Origin of the sequence: Tateyamaria pelophila (genome assembly GCF_019966495.1) — a bacterium.
Classification (GTDB): domain Bacteria; phylum Pseudomonadota; class Alphaproteobacteria; order Rhodobacterales; family Rhodobacteraceae; genus Tateyamaria; species Tateyamaria pelophila.
On sequence record NZ_JAIMIA010000037.1, the window covers coordinates 1 to 21,610 of the forward strand.

At 58.2% G+C, this 21,610-nt stretch carries 19 protein-coding genes; 14 read left to right on the forward strand and 5 right to left on the reverse strand.

Features of this window, described 5'->3' with window-relative positions:
* Nucleotides 1–396 precede the first annotated feature (396 nt).
* The 3 genes from LC354_RS13025 to LC354_RS13035 form a co-directional block, all read right to left on the reverse strand.
* A complete protein-coding gene (locus LC354_RS13025) occupies nt 397–1,917 on the reverse strand; it encodes a tripartite tricarboxylate transporter permease (protein ID WP_223424478.1) in 1,521 nt (506 codons plus the stop codon).
* Nucleotides 1,918–1,920: 3 nt separating this feature from the next.
* On the reverse strand, nt 1,921–2,400 hold the full coding sequence (locus LC354_RS13030) for a tripartite tricarboxylate transporter TctB family protein (RefSeq protein WP_223424480.1): 480 nt from the start codon (nt 2,398–2,400) through the stop codon (nt 1,921–1,923).
* Between the two features lie 74 nt (nt 2,401–2,474).
* Nucleotides 2,475–3,458 carry a tripartite tricarboxylate transporter substrate binding protein gene (locus LC354_RS13035; RefSeq protein WP_223424483.1) on the reverse strand — a complete coding sequence of 328 codons (984 nt, stop codon included), beginning with the start codon at nt 3,456–3,458 and terminating at the stop codon, nt 2,475–2,477.
* Nucleotides 3,459–3,905: 447 nt separating this feature from the next.
* Between LC354_RS13035 and LC354_RS13040 the strand changes: the two genes are divergently transcribed.
* The 5 genes from LC354_RS13040 (at nt 3,906) to LC354_RS13060 (ending at nt 8,129) form a co-directional block, all read left to right on the forward strand.
* Nucleotides 3,906–6,011, forward strand: a complete 2,106-nt coding sequence (locus tag LC354_RS13040) for an amidohydrolase family protein (RefSeq protein WP_223424486.1) — start codon at nt 3,906–3,908, stop codon at nt 6,009–6,011.
* Between the two features lie 297 nt (nt 6,012–6,308).
* Nucleotides 6,309–6,482 (forward strand): hypothetical protein, encoded by a 174-nt coding sequence (locus tag LC354_RS13045; RefSeq protein ID WP_223424563.1) that lies wholly within the window; start codon nt 6,309–6,311, stop codon nt 6,480–6,482.
* 111 nt (nt 6,483–6,593) lie between these two features.
* A complete protein-coding gene (locus LC354_RS13050) occupies nt 6,594–6,980 on the forward strand; it encodes a hypothetical protein (protein ID WP_223424489.1) in 387 nt (128 codons plus the stop codon).
* 14 nt (nt 6,981–6,994) lie between these two features.
* Entirely contained in the window at nt 6,995–7,261 is a 267-nt protein-coding gene (locus tag LC354_RS13055; RefSeq protein WP_223424492.1) for a Rossmann-fold NAD(P)-binding domain-containing protein, read from the forward strand.
* Between the two features lie 292 nt (nt 7,262–7,553).
* On the forward strand, nt 7,554–8,129 hold the full coding sequence (locus LC354_RS13060) for a hypothetical protein (protein ID WP_223424494.1): 576 nt from the start codon (nt 7,554–7,556) through the stop codon (nt 8,127–8,129).
* Between the two features lie 531 nt (nt 8,130–8,660).
* Here the strand turns inward: LC354_RS13060 and LC354_RS13065 are convergent.
* On the reverse strand, nt 8,661–9,341 hold the full coding sequence (locus LC354_RS13065; protein WP_223424510.1) for a DUF1045 domain-containing protein: 681 nt from the start codon (nt 9,339–9,341) through the stop codon (nt 8,661–8,663).
* Between the two features lie 574 nt (nt 9,342–9,915).
* Here LC354_RS13065 and acs point away from each other — a divergent pair.
* From acs to LC354_RS13110, 9 genes are all read left to right on the forward strand, one after another.
* Nucleotides 9,916–11,889 carry an acetate--CoA ligase gene (gene acs / locus LC354_RS13070; RefSeq protein ID WP_223424512.1) on the forward strand — a complete coding sequence of 658 codons (1,974 nt, stop codon included), beginning with the start codon at nt 9,916–9,918 and terminating at the stop codon, nt 11,887–11,889.
* Nucleotides 11,889–12,575 (forward strand): adenylate kinase, encoded by a 687-nt coding sequence (locus tag LC354_RS13075; protein ID WP_223424513.1) that lies wholly within the window; start codon nt 11,889–11,891, stop codon nt 12,573–12,575. The genes acs and LC354_RS13075 overlap by 1 nt, the downstream gene beginning before the upstream one ends.
* A 59-nt stretch (nt 12,576–12,634) precedes the next feature.
* Complete coding sequence (locus tag LC354_RS13080; RefSeq protein ID WP_223424514.1) at nt 12,635–12,898, forward strand: DUF4212 domain-containing protein; 264 nt, start codon at nt 12,635–12,637, stop codon at nt 12,896–12,898.
* Between the two features lie 5 nt (nt 12,899–12,903).
* Nucleotides 12,904–14,691 carry a sodium:solute symporter family protein gene (locus LC354_RS13085; RefSeq protein ID WP_223424515.1) on the forward strand — a complete coding sequence of 596 codons (1,788 nt, stop codon included), beginning with the start codon at nt 12,904–12,906 and terminating at the stop codon, nt 14,689–14,691.
* A 108-nt stretch (nt 14,692–14,799) separates the two neighbouring features.
* A complete protein-coding gene (locus LC354_RS13090) occupies nt 14,800–16,620 on the forward strand; it encodes a DUF294 nucleotidyltransferase-like domain-containing protein (RefSeq protein WP_223424516.1) in 1,821 nt (606 codons plus the stop codon).
* Between the two features lie 4 nt (nt 16,621–16,624).
* Nucleotides 16,625–17,143 carry a hypothetical protein gene (locus tag LC354_RS13095; protein WP_223424517.1) on the forward strand — a complete coding sequence of 173 codons (519 nt, stop codon included), beginning with the start codon at nt 16,625–16,627 and terminating at the stop codon, nt 17,141–17,143.
* 1 nt (nt 17,144) lies between these two features.
* The gene (locus LC354_RS13100) at nt 17,145–18,554 is read left to right on the forward strand and encodes a 3'-5' exonuclease (RefSeq protein WP_223424518.1); all 1,410 of its coding nucleotides are present in this window, start codon (nt 17,145–17,147) and stop codon (nt 18,552–18,554) included.
* Between the two features lie 346 nt (nt 18,555–18,900).
* Nucleotides 18,901–19,716, forward strand: coding sequence for an alpha/beta hydrolase family esterase (locus LC354_RS13105; protein ID WP_223424519.1), 816 nt, complete (start codon nt 18,901–18,903; stop codon nt 19,714–19,716).
* A gap of 50 nt (nt 19,717–19,766) precedes the next feature.
* On the forward strand, nt 19,767–20,405 hold the full coding sequence (locus LC354_RS13110) for a glutathione S-transferase family protein (protein ID WP_223424521.1): 639 nt from the start codon (nt 19,767–19,769) through the stop codon (nt 20,403–20,405).
* Between the two features lie 17 nt (nt 20,406–20,422).
* Here the strand turns inward: LC354_RS13110 and LC354_RS13115 are convergent, their stop codons facing one another.
* Entirely contained in the window at nt 20,423–21,601 is a 1,179-nt protein-coding gene (locus LC354_RS13115; RefSeq protein WP_223424522.1) for an MFS transporter, read from the reverse strand.
* Between the last annotated feature and the right edge of the window lie 9 nt (nt 21,602–21,610).

The window sequence follows — 21,610 nt, forward strand, 5'->3', positions numbered from 1 at the left end:
GATTTGCTGCTGCTCATAAATGCAAACGCTACAAAAATCCCCAACAATCAAAAAGACGGCCCTCACCGGAGGAATACCATTGAGGTCATCTAACCCAGGAAAAATGCTGTAAGATGCACGAAGGACCGCGTGGACACGCCGCATCGCAGGCGCGGCTGGATGCCTGTAATGTGTCCATTCGCGACAGCCGCCTCTGATCACTCGACCAGATTTGCTGCGATCAGTGTAACTGCGTTAGAGAGCTCTCTTTACGGATGCTGCGCGATGCACGGATGTCTGCTATCAGGCCAAAAACTTTCAAAAACTGGCTCGTTTTGATCGGCGGTTCTGGTGGCTTCGATCAGGTTGTTTTGCGCGTGCGTCTCAAACGAAGATTTGGGAGCAGTTGGGAAACCTTTAATCTGGTGTAGAGACGCCCCTGCGTTGTTTTGCACGCACGCGCAGATTGCGAAGTCCTGGCAATATGATGAGGATCAGCGCAAGGATCAGCAGGCCCATGGTCATTGGGCGCTCCCAGATGAAGCGGATGCCATCGTAGAGTTGCATGGAGCGTGCAAAATTATCTTCCAGCATACCGCCCAATATGAACCCGATCAAAAGAGGCGGAAGCGGAAAGTCGGCAAATTTCAGGATAGTGGCGAGAACACCGAAACCCACCAGCAGCAACAGTTCGGTGGAATTGTTTTGCCCGATATAGGCCCCCATCAGTGTGAAAAACAAGATAAACGGGATCAGGAAATTGCGCGGCACAGAGAGGATCTTGGCAATGTAGGGGATCAGTGGCAGGTTCAGGAAGAGCAATACAAGGTTGCCCAGATACATCGAGATGATGACAGACCAGAAAATTTCCGGGGTATCGATCATCAGGCGCGGTCCCGGCGTGATATTCAGGGCCAGCAACGCACCAAGCAGAATAGCTGTCGTCCCTGACCCCGGTATACCAAGCGTCAGCAAAGGCACGAAAGATCCCGTAGCCGCAGCATTGTTGGCGCTTTCAGGCGCGGCCAGCCCTTTGATGGAACCCTTTCCGAACATCTTCTGATCTTCGGCAGAGGCGATATTGCGTTCGACCGCGTACCCCAAAAACGACGCAATCGTAGCACCCGCCCCCGGCAGGACGCCGATGAAAAACCCCTGGATCGACTGACGTCCGATGACGGGCGCGATCTGGCGCGCTTCGGAACGGTTGATCCTCAGGTTCGTGATCTTTCCGCTGTCTCCTGAACGTTTCGATCGTTCAGGGTCGAGAACCAGATAGAGCGCTTCCGGTAAGGCGAACATGGCCATGGCAAGCGTGATGAAGCCGATCCCAGATTGCAGCTCCATTATACCGCCCGTAAAGCGCGGTGCGTTAAACAGTGCCGATGTCCCGACCGTCGCCAGCATCAACCCAGCGACAGTCATCAACATCGCCTTGGCGACGTTTCCGGTCCCTGCAAAGGCCGCAATCGCTGAAAGTCCGACAACCATAAGCGCGAAATATTCAGCAGAATGAAAAAGCAGCGCCACCGACGCCAGCATCGGCGCGAAAATCATGAGCAGAACCGCGCCGATCGTACCGCCGGCAAAGCTGGCGATGGCCGCAATGGTCAGCGCCTTGCCGGCCATGCCCTGACGTGCCATCGGGTACCCGTCGAAACTAGACGCAACCGTGGATGCCACCCCCGGCGCATTGATCAGGATCGACGAAGTCGACCCGCCAAAGATGGCGCCGTAATAGACGCCTGCCAGCAGGATCAGCGCCGCGGCGGGATCGCCGATCGTGATCGCGATAGGGATCATGATTGCGATGATCGACATCGGACCAAGCCCGGGCAACATCCCGATGAACGTGCCGATCAGGCAACCGCCGATGACCATTGCGATATTGGTGAACGAAAAGGCGGTCGACAGACCAATAAGAAGACCTTCGAGCATTGTTTAAAATCCCATCAGTGCAGGCAGCGGACGAAGGAAGATACCGAGCACTTCCTGAACCAAATACCAGATGCCGCCGCTCGCGATGCCGGATGCAAGAATCATGGCGACCCATCGCCGCTCCCCGAGGGCAAGGCTGCCCAACATCAAAAACAGGAACGTCGAGGCGAGAAACCCGAGCGGCACCAACAAGAACGCATAGGCCACCATAAGGGCAAGCAGGCCGATTGCCTGCCCGTAGTTGTAGTCCGATATCCGCGACAGATCGATGTCGGGATCGTCCTTGGGCTTGTGCGGTGAAATCAGAACGAGGATCGAGAAAAACGCCCCACCGATTGCAAGTATCTTGGGAAAGGACGATGGCCATACCGGGTTGCGCGCCATGAAGGGCGGGATCGTCGGATCCATTACGAACCATGCCGAATAGCCATAAAGGAAGCATACCAACAGCATGAAAAGAGCGATTGAGCGATCAAGAGTCATGACTGGATGTCCTTACCGAACGTGACAGGTAAAGATCTAACCGCCCCAGCAGGGGCGGTTAGATTCAGGGTATTTTACTGGATGAAACCCATTCCGGTCATCAGTTCCTGCATCTCGGCTTCCTGATTGGTCAGGTATGCCGAGAAATCTTCACCCCGATTGAAGATGTCGATCCAGCCGTTGCGGTCACGCACGGTGGCCCAGGCTTCTGTCGTCGTCATCTCTTGAAGGAGATCGGCATAGGCCGTGCGCTGTTCTTCGGGCAGGCCGGGGGCGGCAAAGAAACCACGCCAGTTGACGAACTCGATATCGACGCCGAGTTCCTTGAAGGTCGGCACGTCCGGCACTACGTCCACGCGCTCTGGCGCAGTCACGGCGAGGATACGGACTTCGCCTGCTTCAGCCAAGGCAATCGCTTCGGACAACCCCGTGGACAGTGCGGCAATCTCTCCGGACAGAAGCCCGGCCATGGCTGTTCCACCGGCGTCATAGGCCACATAGCGCATATCAAGCGGGTCGCTGCCCGCTTCCTGCATGATCGATGCTGGTACAAGGTGATCCATGCTGCCCGGTGACGAGCCGCCGCCGATAGCAACACTGCCCGGATCGCCCTGATATGCAGCGTAAAGCTGATCCCATGTTTCGAAATCACTGTCCTTGCCGACGACAACGGCTGCATAATCGCCGATAATGCCTGCAACCGGCGTTACGTCGCGAAAGCCCATATCGACGGTCTTGTTCAGGGCCCGCACGATAATCGGTGTCGAGTGAACCATCAGCGTCCCGGCGTTGCTGGACGCGTTTTCGACGATATAGTTCAGCGCCTTGCCACCGCCGCCACCGGACATGTTCTCGAACGTAACAGTCTCAACCAAACCGGAGTTCTTCAAAGCCTCCCCGACACCGCGTGCGGTGCCGTCCCAGCCACCTCCTGCCCCGCCAGGAATCAAGAAGTGGACTTGCTCCATCATTTGCTCGCGCTCCTGCGCAAAAGCAGTCCCCACGCCGAATGAAAGAAAGGCCGCGGCTGCGGCAGCCGTAATTCTTACTAATTTCATAATTATCTCCCTTTATGAGGCAGATCATCGTCTTATGTTGACAGTTCCGCAACCAAAAACACAGCTATCATACAGCATATCTGAATGAGGCGTTTTGGCATTCCAAGTTGGACCGGTTGTTGAACGATCTCGAACGCAGACATCGGCGCAGCCGCAACGAAGGCACAATTTGTCCGCACCTTTCCAGTCTGTGGACTGCGCAGCGAACGGCGGTGTTTCCCGAACCAGCCACTCGTGACCAGCACGGCGAAAACGTCGTCAAAGCCAATCTGACTGACGAACATGTGGACGCCGATGTCCGCGCTTCGGCGCTTGACAGAAGATTGCTTCCTTTTCGATACTGCATACATATTGTCAATTTTTCGCAGGCCGTAGACCAGCCCCGTCGGCGGACTTCAGAAAGACAACGTTATTGCGCAGACCGCTAAAATAGATAGGCCTTCCATTATGTTCCGTTCCGTCTCAGTGATAGCCAGCTTGCTTTTGACCTGTCTTGCAAACCTTGCATCCGCATCGGAACTCGCCAACCCTGCCGCTACATTTTGCGCTGACCAAGGTGGCACATATAACATCGTGGATGAGGCCGATGGTCAGCGTGGTGTCTGCACGCTTGCCGACGGCAGTGAGGTCGATGCGTGGACGTATTTCCGCGAGCAACATGCCTCTGCCACCCAAAACGATGCCGGGACTGTTGTGGCCGACCGCATCTGGGTGGGTGGACCGATCCTGACGATGGTTGATGACGCGATGCGGGCCGACGCTCTGGCGGAAAAAGGCGGCGTGATCATCGCGGTGGGCGACACAGATGACGTGATGGGCTTTCAGGGCCCTCAGACCGAGGTCATTGATCTGGCAGGCCGCACCATGATCCCTAGCTTCGTGGATGCGCATGGTCATGTGTTCATGATCGGCATTCAGGCGCTTTCGGCGAACATGCTGCCCGCGCCTGATGGCGCGGTCAACGATATTCCCACCTTGCAACAGGTGCTGCGCGACTTTGCAGAGGCCCAGCCCGAGCGTGTCGGCGCGGCGGGTCTGATCCTTGGCTTTGGATATGATGATGCCCAGCTTGCCGAGCAGCGCCACCCGACGCGGGACGAGCTTGATGCGGTCTCTACCGACATCGCCGTTTATGTTGTCCACCAGTCCGGCCACCTTGGCGTGGCCAACTCAAAAGCCCTGGAACTTGCGGGTATTTCTGCCGAAACGCCAGACCCGGCAGGTGGTGTCATCCGGCGGCGCGACGGCAGCATGGAGCCCAACGGTGTGCTGGAAGAGAACGCCGCGACCATGGTGATCAGCGGCTTGCTGGGCGGGCTTGATGCACAGGCCAACCGTGCGATTTTCCGCGCGGGCGTCGAATTGATCACCTCGTTTGGATATACCACCGCGCAAGAGGGGCGATCCGTTCCCGCCGTGGCGGACCTGATGCAGGCGGTCGCCACCGAGGAAGGGTTGGACATAGATGTGGTGACCTATCCCGATGTGCTGGTGGACCGCGACTATATTCTGGCGAACCAAACCCGCAACTATACTGACCGTTTCCGCGTCGGGGGCGCAAAGCTGACCATCGACGGCTCGCCGCAGGGGTTTACCGCGCTGCGTGACCGCCCCTATTTCAACCCGCCCGAAGGCTTCCGGGCTGACTATCGAGGCTATGCGTCGGCGTCGAATGATCAGGTCTTTGACGCCGTGGATTGGGCGTTCGAAAACGAGGTGCAAATCCTCGTACATGCCAATGGCGAGGGCGCGTCCGATATTCTGATCGGTGCCATCGACACGGCAACGCAAACGCATGGGCAAGCCGACCGGCGGCCGGTTCTGATCCATGGCCAATTCATGCGAGAAGATCAGGTGGATGCCTATAACCGCCTTGATGTCTTCCCGTCCCTTTTTCCCATGCACACGTTCTACTGGGGCGACTGGCACCGTGATCGCACGGTCGGTCCTGCGGCTGCGGATAATATCTCACCCACCGGATGGGTGCGCGAACGGGGCATGATGTTCTCAAGCCACCATGACGCGCCTGTGGCTTTTCCCGACAGTATGCGCATTCTTGATGCCACGGTGACCCGTCGGTCACGCTCGAACGATATCATCGGTCCGGCGCAGCGGGTCGATGTGCTGACGGCCCTCAAATCCCTGACGATCTGGCCTGCCTATCAGCATTTTGAAGAGGATCGCAAAGGATCGCTGGAGCCGGGCAAGCTTGCCGATCTCGTGATCCTGTCCAAAGACCCCACGGCCATAGACCCCGAAACACTCGACAGCATAGTCGTGTTGGAAACGATCAAGGAAGGTCGGAGCATCTATGCGGCCAGTCATCGCGAGGGCCGTCTGAACTATCTCCCGCGCAAGGATGGCACGGACCCTTATGCCGATTTTCTCCGCTTCTTCACTGTGTCGCTGGAAACGCGGGGGGCATCAAATTCGTTCGGCGCGGGGCGTCCTGCGCTTTTCGCAAATGCACCGCATTCCAGCGCCTGTGTTGCGCGCACGCTGAGCAATATCATGACCGCCTCGCTTGTGATGGATACGCCTGGAACAGAGTAGCGAGAGAGTAATCCTCAGAGCAAAGCCAACATTGGTTGAATGTGTGGGGCGGTCCGCAAAGTCACGCAGACTGTTCGTTTGACCATTTCCCGATTTTGCACGTGCGGCGAAAGTCCGGTCTGAAGGGCCGCACCGCAGCATCTGGACAGTTTGACTAACGGCAGCTCAGCGCCTTCCACGACAGCGGCCTCGCTGCGCAACGTTTTCACGATTTCCCACAGGACCCCATGGCCATTCCGGGCCCAGTCCGCCATTACGATTTCGTGCTGCGAGCGCGCACAATTCGATGAATGCGGCATGAGCGACAAACGCCGTGCCGCCGCGCAGCGGGACAAGCGGCCATTCGTGCAAATGGCAGCATGGATCAGGAGTGGAGTTCACAAGTTGCGCTCTCAGCGGGCCTATCTGCTCCTGCGTGGTCGCATCAATGCGCGGACGTCCTTGGCCAAAAAGCACCTCAACCTGCGGTAACTTGGTCACAATATCTTCCGGCTTGTGTCGCTTGAGTCCCATATTTGAACCTTCGTTTGCTAACCAAAGGGGCGGACCAATTCAAAGGGGGAAGATCAGATCCTGACGGCGTTGTTTGGCTTTGTGATCGCACTGTCGTTTTTCTTTGTTGTGTTTCTTCGGCTCGTGGCGAAGGCGACCTGGGCGCGAACAGTGGTCCAGACATCCCTCAGCCTCATCGGATTGCTTTTTCTGACCGGCATTCCAAAATCGCAACTTCCCATAAGGCCTGCTGCAGGCGTTGCCGGAGCTTCCCCGGCCGTTTGTTGGTCCCTAACTAAATGCGTTTCAACAATCGAGATGATCAAAGAAAGGGCCGTATGGGATGACCTCTACAACATTGCCCGCGAGATGGGTGATTGGTCCAAGATCGACAGAAACCTTACCGGTTTTCACGACCGCATGCCAGGCGAAGCCCTGGTCGAGGCAATGCGCCCGTCAATTTTATCAGCCTCATGAGAGAATTGACTCCCATGCCGAAGGGGATGATCGTGCCTCCTTCCAAACTCAAACTGATCGGAACCACGGAACGTCGCAACTCCAGCATTGACATTACCGCGGCGGAAAAACGTGGGATCGTCGTTTGTGCTACCAAAAGCGATATGCCGCTACCCGCGCACCACGCGGTTGTGCTCATATTGGCCGCTTCGCGTGGTCTGATGACACAAGCGAACTTCGTTCGAAATGGCGGTTGGCAACCCGTTCAAGATCAGCTCTCGGGAAGCCAAGCCGAACGATGACGGAACCTATACCTTGCATTTCAACTGTGGTGCCGAAGCCGAAAACAATCTTCAGGCATCAGAAAACTGGAATGGATTGTTCAGATCTTATCCGCCAGTGTCGCTGAGCGGCATTATCGCCTTTGAAAAGGACTTTTTGGTGAACAGAAAGGGTGTCGCGGTCGACAAATGCCCCGCGCCTTTCTCGCCATGACAAACCAATCAAGTGACCCGTCCGGCAAAGAAGCTGCGTCTTTCAGGTGCTCGAAAAGGCAAAGCAAGGAGAAGTGAATCTTAACTTTCAGATATAGTCATGAAATACATAATCGCTTTTGCGTTTGCCCCTCAGGCGCACGCTCAGGATAGCGATGCTCAGGCAAACAACCCGCTTGCCAACACGACGGCGCTGACCTTCCAGAACCAGTACACCGGAGCGCTGACCGATAGCGATGAAGATGCCAACCAGTTCTTTCTCCGCTACGCTCGTCCGTTCGATGCCTTCGGGTGTACCTGGTTGATGCGGGCGACCGTGCCGCTCAATGCTTTCCCCACCACAGGCGGCGGTAGCAACACGGGGCTCGGAGACATCAATGTCTTCGCCGCTTACCTGCTAGATACCGCCAACCCGGCCATCAGTTTTAGCATTGGTCCACAGATCACCTTGCCGACAGCCACCGAGGACAGTTTTGGCTCCGAGAAATGGTCGCTTGGGTTTGCGAATGTACTGTTCAATGCGACGAACCCGAAGTTTCAGTGGGGGTACCTATTGACGTGGCAAGCGAGTGTGGCGGACGATGATGATCGCGCTGACGTCAACATCCGGGCCTTGCAGCCTTTCGCCTTCTATCAATTGGGCGATGGTTGGTATCTGCGGTCCGCTGCGGTCTGAACCTACGAATTTGAGACCGACAATCATGCAGTGCCAGTCGGTTTGGGTATTGGCAAGGTCACGAAACTCAATGACGCGGTGATGAACGTATTCACCGAGCCGCAGTATACGGTCGCTAACGATGGACCCGGCCAGCCTGAATGGGGGATCTTTGCGGGGGTGAACTTCCAATACTGACAGAGAAACAGAGCGATCTGCGCATCTCAACTACGTGACAGCTCCAATGATCCCCAGCCGCATTGTTTCAGGCGTTTCCAGCGCGGGTATGCGCCAGGCGCGGTAGCAGAGTTTCGATATCATTGTCGATGGATCGTCGTGAAAGCGTTGGACTACAGCGCGACAGGCCCGACAATAGCTGTGAGACACATGCCGCCTGTCTGCTCTGGTTGCAGAGTGCGGTCCAAGGCATCCCGTATCATCTTTTCCCCGGCCAAGCTGCTGACCCATCGAGGTGGGCGATTGCATCATTTTCGCAAGGCCGCCTTCTTTTGGCTTTCGCAACGGACTTGCCCTTCTCTGAGCGGAAGCGCGTCATCCCAGCAACGGGAAGCGTTCCAATTGATGAAACATGCCTGCACAGTCCTCGCCCAAAAGTGTCAATCCGGTCATGCGGTACGGCGAAAGCTCCAGTTCTGAGACAACAGATTGCAGCGCCGAATATGCCCCGGCGCGCACATCTTTTTGCAGCGGACCGGTCAACGTCATGTGAAACCGGAACTGATCCAGTACATAGGGATAGCCCCAGGTAACCAGATTGGCATCTTGTGCAGGGCTCAGGCGCGATGCGCGCCGTTTGGCCAGTTCTGCCTCATCCGCGGGGGCGCGGAAACTGTCCAGCCGTTGCACCACAGTGGATGCGACGGTGGCCAGTTCTGCGGCATCCCCAACGGGCACCAGCGCCAGAAAGCGACCCAACCGCGCCAACACCAGTCCGTCGAGCGTGACCGGCGGGGTTTCATTGCATATGGTGGCCAGCGCTTTGGTCAATGTGTCTGGATCGGCGCCATCGGCGAGCCGAAACGGTGGCTTGATCGTGCCATGAAACCCATACTTGCGGGGCGTCTTTGTAATGGCGTCGATGTCGAGACTTTCAATCTGACCGTGACGGCGCGACTGACCCGAAGCCGAGTCCCAGCCCAGCCAATTGGCGCCGAATTCGGCCAATGGCGTGCCGATGTCCGGCGTGTAATAGATCGCGTAGCGGGTGAACACAGCGCACCTTTCCATTCGACATGATTGTCACATGCCACAAGGCAGGAAAGTCGCCAATGTACAAATGCACGAAGGAACTGCCAAGGGCGTTTGCACTCCGCGCGGAGCCTGTTTCGCAAGTCTGCTTGTGCACGCGGGAGTAGCGCATGGCGCAGGCCAATGTCCCTGCGGTTTTCAGAGTGCCAGGTCGATACGCGTTCGATTCGACACTAAGCTCGGACGCACCGCGCCGAAATGCTTGAGACACGGCGTCTGACAAGGGTATGTTGACAATTTGTCGCATGAGTTGAACGGCATACTGGACCTCTAAACGCATACAATGGCATGCAATGGCATACCAATTCGTTGACTCATGACACATTTTTACTTCCTTCAACCCGCTACAATTAATTAATAAAAACCTAATCAGTAAATTTATTTACAACGAAAATCCATTTTTCCAAAAAATTATTTACTCAACTCAACTCAAGACAGCTGTAATCGCACCAAATTTCCCATGGCTGCTTTATACTCGTGACATGAGTGTTTTTGCCAATTCCGACCCGGCGAACATCATTCCGGAGGAGATTTTACAATGAACAATCCAGACAAATCGCACACCAATAGCTACCCGCCATCCGAGGAGACAGTCTCAAGGGCACATGTCACTGCCAAGGACTACTCAAAGATGTATGCCGCGTCCCTTTCGGATCCAGACGCGTTCTGGGCCAAAGAGGGCAAAAGGATCGATTGGATAAAGCCATTTACCAAGGTCAAGAACACGTCCTTTGAGCCTGGAAACATCGACATTCGCTGGTTTGAGGACGGTACGCTCAACGTCTCGGCTAACTGTATCGACCGTCACCTCGAGACACGTGGCGATCAGACCGCGATCATCTGGGAGCCTGATGACCCGGCCAAGGATGCGTCGCTGCACATCACTTATCGCGATCTGCACACGTCGGTCTGCAAGATGGCCAACGTCCTCAAGGATCTGGGCGTGACCAAAGGCGACCGGGTTGTCATCTATCTGCCCATGATCCCGGAGGCCGCCTATGCGATGCTCGCTTGCGCCCGGATCGGAGCCATTCATTCCATCGTTTTTGCCGGTTTCTCCCCGGACGCCCTAGGTGCGCGGATCAACGGATGTGACGCGAAAGTCGTCATAACCGCGGATCTGGCACCCAGAGGCGGACGAGAAACCAAGCTGAAATCAAACACGGACACCGCATTGCTGCATTGCAACGACAATGTGAAATGTCTGGTGGTCAAGCGCACCGGCGGCCAGACCACCTGGACCGATCGGGACTACGACTGCACCGCCTTGATGAATGTTGCATCGGCCGATTGTCCGCCAGAGGAAATGGCTGCGGAAGATCCGCTGTTCATCCTCTACACCTCCGGGTCAACTGGTCAGCCCAAAGGCGTTGTGCACACCAGCGGTGGCTATCTGACCTATGCTGCGATGACCCATGAGATCGTATTCGACTACCACGAGGGCGACGTGTTCTGGTGCACCGCGGATGTGGGTTGGGTCACGGGCCACAGCTATATTGTCTATGGCCCGCTGGCCAATGGTGCGACGACGATCATGTTCGAAGGGGTGCCGACGTTCCCCGATGCGGGCCGCTTCTGGGAAGTCTGTGCCAAGCACAAGGTCAACCAGTTCTATACCGCGCCCACCGCCATTCGCGCCCTCATGGGTGCCGGCAAGGAATGGGTCGAAAAGCATGATCTGTCCGATCTGCGCCTTCTGGGCTCGGTCGGTGAGCCGATCAATCCCGAAGCGTGGAACTGGTATAACGAAGTTGTCGGCAAGGGCCGTTGCCCCATCGTGGATACCTTTTGGCAGACGGAAACCGGCGGTCACATGCTGACACCCCTGCCGGGGGCCACCAATCTGAAACCCGGCGCGGCACAAATCCCCTTCTTTGGCGTAAAGCCTGTTGTTCTGGAGCCGACAACGGGTGAAGTCATCGAAGGCAACGGCGTCGAAGGCGTGTTGTGCATTGGAGACAGCTGGCCCGGGCAAATGCGCACGATCTGGGGCGACCATGACCGCTTCGAGAAAACCTATTTCGGCGACTACAAAGGCTATTACTTCTCCGGTGACGGATGTCGTCGCGACGAAGACGGCGATTACTGGATCACGGGCCGCGTCGATGACGTGATCAACGTGTCCGGCCACCGCATGGGCACCGCCGAAGTGGAAAGCGCGCTTGTGGCTCATGCCAAGGTCGCTGAAAGCGCCGTGGTCGGCTATCCGCATGACGTCAAAGGCCAGGGCATCTATGCCTACGTGACCCTTATGAACGGCGAAGAACCTACGGACGTCCTGCGCAAGGAGCTTGAAACCTGGGTGCGCACCGAAATCGGGCCGATTGCCAAGCCGGATCTGATCCAGTGGGCCCCCGGCCTGCCCAAGACCCGGTCCGGCAAGATCATGCGCCGTATTCTGCGCAAGATCGCCGAAGATGATTTCGCCGCCCTGGGCGACACCTCGACCCTCGCGGACCCTTCTGTCGTCGATGACCTTATCGACAACCGCATGAATCGGAAGAATGCGTGATGGACGGCGCGAAAATGCCGGAAACCGCCCCCGTTTTGATCTTACTTGGCCCTCCCGGGGCCGGCAAGGGCACGCAGGCCCGCATGCTGGAAGAGGCTCACGGCCTCGTACAACTCTCGACAGGTGACTTGCTGCGGGCCGCCGTCGCCGCGGGCACGCCTGCAGGCAAACAGGCCGAGGCCGTGATGAAAGCGGGCGATCTGGTCAGCGACGATATCGTCATCGCCATCCTGCGCGACCGTCTGGCCGAACCTGACGGAGCAAAGGGTGTCATCCTGGATGGCTTTCCCCGCACGACCGTGCAGGCGGAGGCGCTGGACGCATTGCTGGCCGACAGCGGCCAGCGCATCGACGCGGCGATCAGCCTCGAGGTCGAGGACGCGGCGATGGTCGAGCGGATCTCGGGCCGGTTCACCTGCGGCGGCTGTGGCGAAGGCTATCACGACAGCTTCAAACCCACGACCACGGCAGGCACATGCGACCATTGCGGCAGCACGGACATGAAACGCCGTGCGGACGACAACGCCGTAACCGTGGCGCAGCGGTTGGAGGCGTACCACGCCCAGACCGCACCGCTGATCGAGTACTACCAGGCAAAAGGGGCGCTGCATCGCGTTCCTGCCATGGGCGCGATTGACAAAATCGCCTCTGCGCTCAACGCAATCGTCGCGCAGGTCAAGGCGTAGCGAACCAAGTCGGGAGGTCTGACCGACCTCTCGGGAAATCACATGGAGGAGGATAATTCATGTCTCAAATCGATGAAGAAAATAACGCCTATTGGAGTGCCAATGTGCGTCTCATCAAGATCAGCCTTGTCATCTGGGCGCTGGTCTCATTCGGCTTCGGAATCGTTTTCCGTCCGCTGCTTTCAGGCATTCCGGTCGGTGGAACCGATCTGGGGTTCTGGTTCGCACAGCAAGGCTCGATCATCGTCTTTCTGGTGCTGATCTTCTTTTATGCCTGGCGGATGAACAAGCTCGACCAGCAATTTGGCGTGGATGAGGAATAGGAAATATGGATCAGTTTACACTTAACCTGCTGTTTGTGGGCGCGTCCTTCGCGCTTTACATCGGCATCGCGATTTGGGCCCGTGCCGGGTCTACGTCGGAATTCTACGCAGCCGGCCGCGGCGTTCATCCTGTGACGAACGGGATGGCCACGGCGGCGGACTGGATGTCTGCGGCCTCGTTCATCTCGATGGCGGGCCTCATTGCCTTCACCGGCTACGACAACTCATCCTTCCTGATGGGCTGGACAGGGGGCTATGTGCTCTTGGCGCTGTTGCTGGCACCTTACTTGCGCAAATTCGGCAAGTTCACGGTGTCCGAGTTCATCGGCGATCGGTTCTACAGCTCGACGGCGCGGATGGTTGCCGTGGTCTGTCTGCTTGTGGCCTCCATCACCTACGTGATCGGTCAGATGCAGGGCGTCGGCATCGCCTTTGGTCGCTTCCTCGAGATCGACACGACCTGGGGCCTTCTGATCGGATCCTGTGTGGTGTTTGCCTATGCGGTTTTCGGCGGCATGAAAGGTGTGACATACACCCAGGTGGCACAATACTGCGTGTTGATCATGGCCTATACGATCCCGGCGGTCTTCATCTCGTTGCAACTCACAGGCAACCCGATCCCCGCATTGGGCCTGTTTGGCACTGACATCGCATCGGGCGAGCCCCTGTTGGCGAGACTTGACCAGATCGTGCGTGACCTTGGTTTTGCCGAGTACACGGCGGCCCATGGCTCGACCATCAACATGGTGCTGTTCACCCTGACGCTGATGATCGGGACTGCCGGCTTGCCTCACGTGATCATGCGCTTCTTCACCGTTCCAAAAGTGTCCGACGCCCGCTGGTCTGCTGGCTGGACGCTGGTGTTCATCGCCTTGCTCTACCTCACCGCACCTGCGGTTGGTGCCATGGCGCGTCTGAATATCTCTGAACTGATGTGGCCGAATGGAACCAATGGCGAAGCTGTCAGTGTCGAGGCAATCGACAATGATCCGGAATATGCCTGGATGGCCACATGGCAGAAAACCGGCCTTCTCGGCTGGGAAGACAAGAACGGCGACGGCAAGATCCAGTACTACAACGATCAGAATGCCGAACTGCAAGCCAAGGCGGCGGAAAATGGCTGGGTGGGCAACGAGTTGACCAACTTCAACCGTGACATCCTCGTCCTTGCCAACCCCGAAATCGCAAGCCTTCCGGGCTGGGTTATCGGCCTTGTTGCTGCGGGCGGCCTTGCGGCGGCTCTGTCAACGGCGGCGGGTTTGCTTCTGGCGATCTCCTCGGCGGTGTCTCATGACTTGCTGAAGGGTCAGTTGGCGCCGAACATGTCGGAGAAAACCGAGCTTATGGCAGCCCGGATTTCGATGGCGGCAGCGATTGTGGTGGCGGTTATTCTGGGGCTCAATCCTCCGGGGTTCGCGGCGCAAACAGTGGCCTTGGCCTTCGGTATTGCGGCGGCCTCTATCTTTCCTGCGCTGATGATGGGTATCTTCTCCACCCGGATCAACAACACAGGTGCGGTTGCAGGGATGCTGTCGGGTCTGGTGGTCACGCTGGTCTATATCTTCCTGCACAAGGGTTGGTTCTTTATTCCGGATACCAACAGCTTCACCGACGCTAATCCGTTGCTGGGTCCGGTCCAGTCCACCTCGTTCGGTGCGATTGGCGCGATGATCAACTTTGCAGTAGCCTACTTTGTCAGTGGTATGACAAAGGAGACACCACAAGAGATCAAGGATCTCGTGCAAAGCGTCCGCATCCCCCGCGGTGCTGGCGGCGCGATCGAAGACCACTAAGAACAGTCCTGTACCGCCGCAGTTCCTGTGGCGGTACACGGCATTCTGGACTACTGTTCTGTCGGCCGTAACGTCGGCAGAACGCACCCTTCTTATAAGGCCAGCACCATGCCCATATCGGCACATTTGACCCAGTTTCTCGCCTCGGTGCACCCCTATGACAGCCTGACCGACGCAGAATTGATTGCATTGGCCAACCGCTGCGAAGTTCAAAGCAACGTCACTGGCGATCGGATATTTGGCATCGGTGACACGGCAGACAGCCTCTATATCATTGCCGACGGCGCGATCGAAATCACCGACGACACGGATGTGCAACTTTCGCTGCTTGGCCCCAGAAATTCCTTTGGCGAACGCGCCTTGCTGCGCGACGAAACAGCCACCCGCACGGCGACCGTCACCGAAAACTGCACGTTGATCGTGATGCCCGCCGCCACCCTTTTCGACTTGATCAAGACACACCCGCCCGTCGCAAAATTCTTTGACCGACGCCGCCCACAGCGCGAGGATCGCAACGATCTTGCCACCATGGCCGTGGATCAGCTGATGACGCGCAATCCGATCAGTTGCAGCCCCGATACCCCGATCCGCACTGTCGCAGGTCAGATGCATGAGCGTCGTATCTCATCCATCTGCATCACGGATGCCGATGCATTCGAAGGCATCGTGACCCTGCGCGACATGAACAGCCGCGTGGTTGTTCAGGGCGCGGACCCGCTTGCGCCCGTGTCGTCGATAATGACCCCGTCGCCACTGTCGCTCAGTCCCAAGGCGCTGGTGACCGACGTGCTGCACCTGATGGTGGAGCGGGGCATCGGACATATCCCGATCGTCGAGGGTCAAACCCTTCTGGGCATCGTGACGCAAACCGATCTGACCCGCGCGCAGGCCATGTCCTCCGCCGATCTGGTGGGCCGCGTCGCCAAGGCGCAGGACGCCACCGAAATGGCGCGCGCCACTTCCGAGATACCGCAATTGCTGGTGCAGCTTGTCGATGCGGGCAACAGGCACGAAGTTGTCACCCGCCTGATCACGGACATCGCAGATACCGCGACGCGGCGCTTGCTGGCGCTGGCCGAGGCAGCCCTTGGCGCGCCGCCGGTGCCCTATCTCTGGCTTGCTTGCGGGTCTCAGGGGCGGCAGGAACAAACCGGCGTGTCCGATCAGGACAACTGCCTGATCCTGTCAGATGACGTGACCGAGGCCGACATGCCCTATTTTGCGCAGCTTGCCAAATTCGTCAGCGACGGTTTGGACGTCTGTGGGTATTTTTATTGCCCGGGCGACATGATGGCGACCAATCCGCGCTGGTGCCAGCCGCTCAAAGTCTGGCGAGGCTACTTCGAAGGCTGGATCGCCAAACCCGACCCAGAGGCGCAAATGCTGGCCTCCGTCATGTTTGACCTGCGCCCCATCGGAGGCGACGACAGCCTGTTCGTCAATCTGCAAACGCAAACGTTAAAACGCGCGTCGAAGAACTCGATCTTTACGGCCCACATGATCTCCAATTCGCTGAAACATCAGCCGCCCATCGGCTTGCTGCGGGGCCTGGCCACGATCCGCTCGGGCGAGCACCGCAACCAGCTTGACCTCAAGCATAACGGCGTCGTGCCTGTCGTGGATCTGGGGCGGATCTATACGCTGCAAGGCCAACTAAAATCGGTCAACACCCGCGCCCGCCTTGAGGCTGCCATAGCCGCGCGTGTGCTGTCCGGAACCGGTGGTGCAGACCTGCTGGCAGCTTATGATCTGATCGCCACAACCCGGCTGGACCACCAGTCGCAACAGATCAAGGCAGGGGTGAAACCCACGAACTATCTCGATCCATCGAACCTCTCCGATTTTGAGCGCAGCCATTTGCGCGACGCCTTCGTCGTGGTCAAAACAATGCAATCCGCAGCCGGATCCGGCAAAGGCGTGTTAGGATAACCTTATGTTCGTAGAACTCATCGCCACAGTTTTTGCCGGAATCGCCTGCGCGGGCGTTGCCATGTTGCTCAACATCCTGACGGGTCGCCGCCTGCCCAAATGGATCATACCGATTGCGGCCGGGGCTGGAATGATCGGCATGACGGTGTCCAATGAATATACTTGGTTTGGCCGCACCGCAGAGCGTTTGCCCGAGGGCGTCGAGATCGCCATGACTGTCGACGAACAAAGCTGGTTACGCCCATGGACTCAAATCTGGCCGTACACAAAACGCTTTGCCGCCATCGACACAGGCACGGCGCGCACCAATGAAGCCCTGCCGGATCAACGGCTGGCCGACCTCTATTTCTTTGGGCGCTGGTCTCCGGTCAATCAGGCCCCGATGTTGTTTGATTGCGCCACGGCCCGGTCTGCCCTGCTGATTGACGGTGCCACCTTTGCGGCGGACGGCACCGTGGCCGATGCCGACTGGCAGACGATGCGTACCGATGATCCCATTCTGAAACTGGTTTGCGAGACCTGACATGTTTACCCGCCTCAGCCTGCGCCTGCGCATCTTCCTCTTTTTCTGCCTGCTGGCGGGGGGGGCGGTCGCGCTGGCGGGCGGGGCGCTTTGGTTTGGCTGGTCGCGCGGCGCGGATAGCCTGCCGTCCGCTCCCTTCCTGACCGCCTTCCTCATCTTTGCATTTCTGAACACGGGCCTTGCTGTGGCGGTCTGGCTATTGTTTGACGAACATGTCGCAAAACCCATCGGCGCGCTGGCCGCAGATTTGCGATTACGGGCGCATTCAGGCGTGGACCGTCCGGTCGATCCCCAGGTTGCGCGCTATTTGGGGGATCTGGCCCCGGCGGCACAGGCCGTCTCTCAAACCCTCAGCACATCCGTATTGGACACCGCCAGCAAGGTGGCCCGCGAAACCGAGCGGCTGAAAGCGGAAAGCGAGCGTTTGACCGCCCTGTTGACGGAAATTCCGGTCGCGACCATTCTGCTCAACCCGTCTCAGGAAATCGTGCTCTATGACGGACAGGCGGCAGATGTCTTGTCGCAAGTCGCACAACCGCGCCTCAAGGCACCGCTGGCGGATTACTTCGATCCGACCGCCTTTTTCGAAGCCGTCGGCACCCTGTCGGACGACCTGCCCGAAGCAGCATTTACTCTCACCGATCCGACCGGAGTGCATAGCTATGAGGCACGTGTGAAATCGCTGGCCCAGGACGGCCATGTGCTGCTGATTGACGTTCAGTCCGACCCGCGTCAGCCGATTGCGCCGCGCCCGCTGGTGTTTGACTTTGACCTGATCGACCCGGGCGAGCGCACAGCCATCAAGGATACAAAGCTTCGGGACCTGTGTTTCGTGGCATTCGACACCGAGACGACGGGCCTCAGCGTGGAAAAGGATGACATCGTGCAAATCGGGGCGGTCCGCGTCCTGAACGGTCGGATCGTCAAGGGCGAAAGGGTCGAGACCTACGTGAACCCCGGTCGCCCGATTCCGCCTGCCTCGACCCGCATTCACCATGTCACCGACGACCATGTCGCAGGAGCCCCGGACATCGCCCGTGCCGGAAAGGACTTGCACCACTTCTCCAGAAATGCCGTGCTGGTGGCCCATAACGCGCCCTTTGACATTGGATTGTTGCGCAAGACAGCCGTGCAGTCGGGTGTGACCTGGGATCATCCGGTGCTCGATACTGTGTTGCTGTCCGCCGTCGTTTTCGGCACCACCGAAGCGCATAGCCTCGATGCATTATGTGAACGCCTGTCGGTCACCATCCCCCCGCATCTGCGCCATACGGCTCTGGGAGATGCTCAGGCAACTGGCGAAGCGCTGGTAAAGCTCATCCCCATCCTTGAAAGCAGAGGGTTCTCCACGTTCGGAGAGGTCGTTGACGCAACGCGAAAACATGGCCGCCTGTTGCAGGATCTGAATTAGAGACCACGGAAAAGGCGCCTGTGTGAAACCCGGTCTTCGCCGCAACAACCGAATGTCACCAGTTCCGTCTGCGCGACCCTGCTGGCGACCCGGTCAGCGCCCCCGTTGAACCAGAAAAATCGTCGCCGGGCACTTCGTCTTCGAGACTTTGAAACCCGTCCTTGTAGAATTGTCCGAGCAAGTTGATTGGTCAAACCAACCCACCTGTGCCATGCAGGTCCTGCGGTCTGAGAGTGCGTCGGCAGATAGCGCGCGTCTGGCCATCCAAATGCCGTCTTGCGCTGCGGTTGCTTGACCAACTGGAAACGGGCTGCACATTGACAAGGAAAAAATCGGAGTTCGTGCATTGATCCGCTGCCTCGCAATCGCCCTTCTCGCCTTACTGCCGCTGTCAGCAGCGGCTCAGGACTGTGGTCCCGACAGCCCTTGTGAGATCGCAGGCGGCACGTATCACCTTCGACTGCCTGCGGGCGACGGACCGCACCCCGTTCTGATCTGGTACCATGGCCATCGTGGCAATGGAGCCTCCATCCATCGTGGCGGCGGCTTGCAGAACGATTTTCTCGAAAATGGCTATGCTCTTTTGGCACCGAATGGGTACCAATCCGGCGATGGGCCGCGCAGCTATCCAGCGCGGGAAGGATCGCCACGCGATGATGTCGCCTTTACCTTTGCTGCTCTCGCAGACGCCGGGCAACGCGCTTCGCTGAATACAGATCGCGTTTATGTAGGCGGTTTTTCGGCCGGAGGGTCGATGGCGTGGCTCTTGGCCTGCGCCGCCGGGGATCGTCTGTCCGGGATGGTCAGTGTTGCCGGTGCGCTGAGACGACCCAATGCGACCGATTGCGCGGGGCTGAAAGGTCTGCCGATCCTTCAGATCCATGGCTTTGGTGACGGTCAGGTTCCGTTCGAAGGGCGTGCCATTCGCAACTGGCATCAAGGCAGTGTGTGGGATGCGCTGGAGCGTGCGCGGGTTGTAAACGGGTGCCGGTCAAACCCGGATCGAGTCGAGATTGACGAAGCGTACCGGAGCCGCGTTTGGGATGTATCCTGCGACACAGGCGCTGTCCGGCTGGACGTCCATGACGGCGGACACGGGCTGCCCCGTGGCTGGACGGCACGGGCGCGCGACTTTCTGGAAGGTCGGCCAGTTGCGGAATGACCCAAACGCCCTCGCACCACATCGGACCCGACACACAAAAAGGAAACGCAATGATCGACCTTTACACCTGGACCACCCCGAATGGGCGCAAGGTCTCTATCCTGCTCGAAGAGTTGGGCGTGCCTTATACCGTCAAGCCCATCGACATCACCAAGGACGAACAGTTCGCCCCCGACTTCCTGAAGATCGCGCCGAACAACAGGATACCGGCCATCGTCGATCACGAGACCGGCCTGCACCTGATGGAAACGGGTGCCATCATGCTGTATCTGGCCAAAAAGCATGACCGGTTTCAGGCTTCGGGTGATCAGTATTGGCATATGGTCGAGTGGCTGATGTGGCAAATGGGCGGTCTTGGGCCGATGCTGGGTCAGGTCCATCACTTTGTGAAATACAATCCGGGCAAGTCACCCTATGCGGAGGAACGCTATTCCAGCGAAGCACGTCGGTTGTACTGGGTACTGAACACCCAGCTTGAGGGACGTGACTATGTTGTGGGCGAGGGAACCGGAGACTACACAATCGCGGACATGGCCATTTGGCCATGGATATCGCGCCACGACTTTCAGGGGATTGACCTTGCAGAATTTCCCAACGTCGCTGCGTGGTACGCACGATTGCTGGCCCGCCCTGCTGTGCAACGCGGGTATCACGTTCCGAAAAAAGTAAACGACATACCGGGGCTTTGACGTGGCTGACCGCCACGTCAGCAGGACGGTGTTCCCTTGGCAAGTCGGCGGATCGCAATTCCGAACGTCACGGCCGTAAACACCGCACAAATCAGCGGGAGCGTGAAACTCTGACCAAGGTCATACAAAGCTCCGCCCACCCACGGAGCCAGAAATCCGGCGAGGCCCCAAGCGGTAAAAATCACGGCAAAGCTGCGTTGGAATGACAGGCTGCCAAAGGTAATCCGTGTCAGAACCGGGACGGTCGAAGCAACAAGGCCGTATCCCATCGCCACCAGAAAGAGGCCCAGACAGACCGATGCCGGGCTGACTGGGATCAGGGCAAAGCTCAATCCGATCAACGTCAACGCCAGAGCTATACTCAAGATCTGCTCCATCTGCAGACGTTGGCTCAGCCCTGCGACGGACAACCTGCCGCCGGTGTTGCCGAGCGCAATCCCGGCCATGCCAACGCTGGCCAATCCGGCGTTTGCTCCGGCAGCATCCATCATCTTCGCCCCCAATCCGAGGACCATCAGACCGCTGAAAGAGCCCAGAGCGAAAAGTATCCAGATCAGCCGCATCATCCTTCGGGTGTACACATCCTGGCCGATGGCCGGGCCTCGGTTCTGCGCACTGACATGCTGCCGAGGTGCAGGCGTCAGCGCGGCAATCAAGGATGCCACAACAAGGACAACACCCAATGGAATCAGACCGGACAATCCCCAGCCCAAGCCATCAAGCTGGCGCCAAAGCGGGCCGAACACCGCGCCGCCCAGCCCAAAGGCTGCAACCATGGCAGGCGTTGCAACGGTGTGCCTGCGCATCCGGCCTGCGACGCCCAGTGCCGTGATATACACACCCCCACTGGCCGCGCCGAACCCGCCACTGAACCACAACAGGTAGGCCGGGAAGGACGCGGCGTGCGCGGCCCCATAAACACACAGAGCCGCAATAAACCCGTAGGCGCCCACAATCCGGGGGCGCGCAGTCTCGATCGGGATCATCGGGGTCGCGATGACTGCGAGGGTAAAGCTGACGATTGCCAGGGAAAATACCAGACCGGTCTGCGCGGTCGTGACGGCAAACGTCGCTTGCAACGGCGCGATCAATGCGCTCCACCCATAGAGTGCGCCAGCGCAAAAGCAGACGAGGCCCGATGCCAGCACAGCACGCAAGCCGATGTCAGGCTGAAGGGCAGTTTGCTTTTCGGCCAACACCAGGCC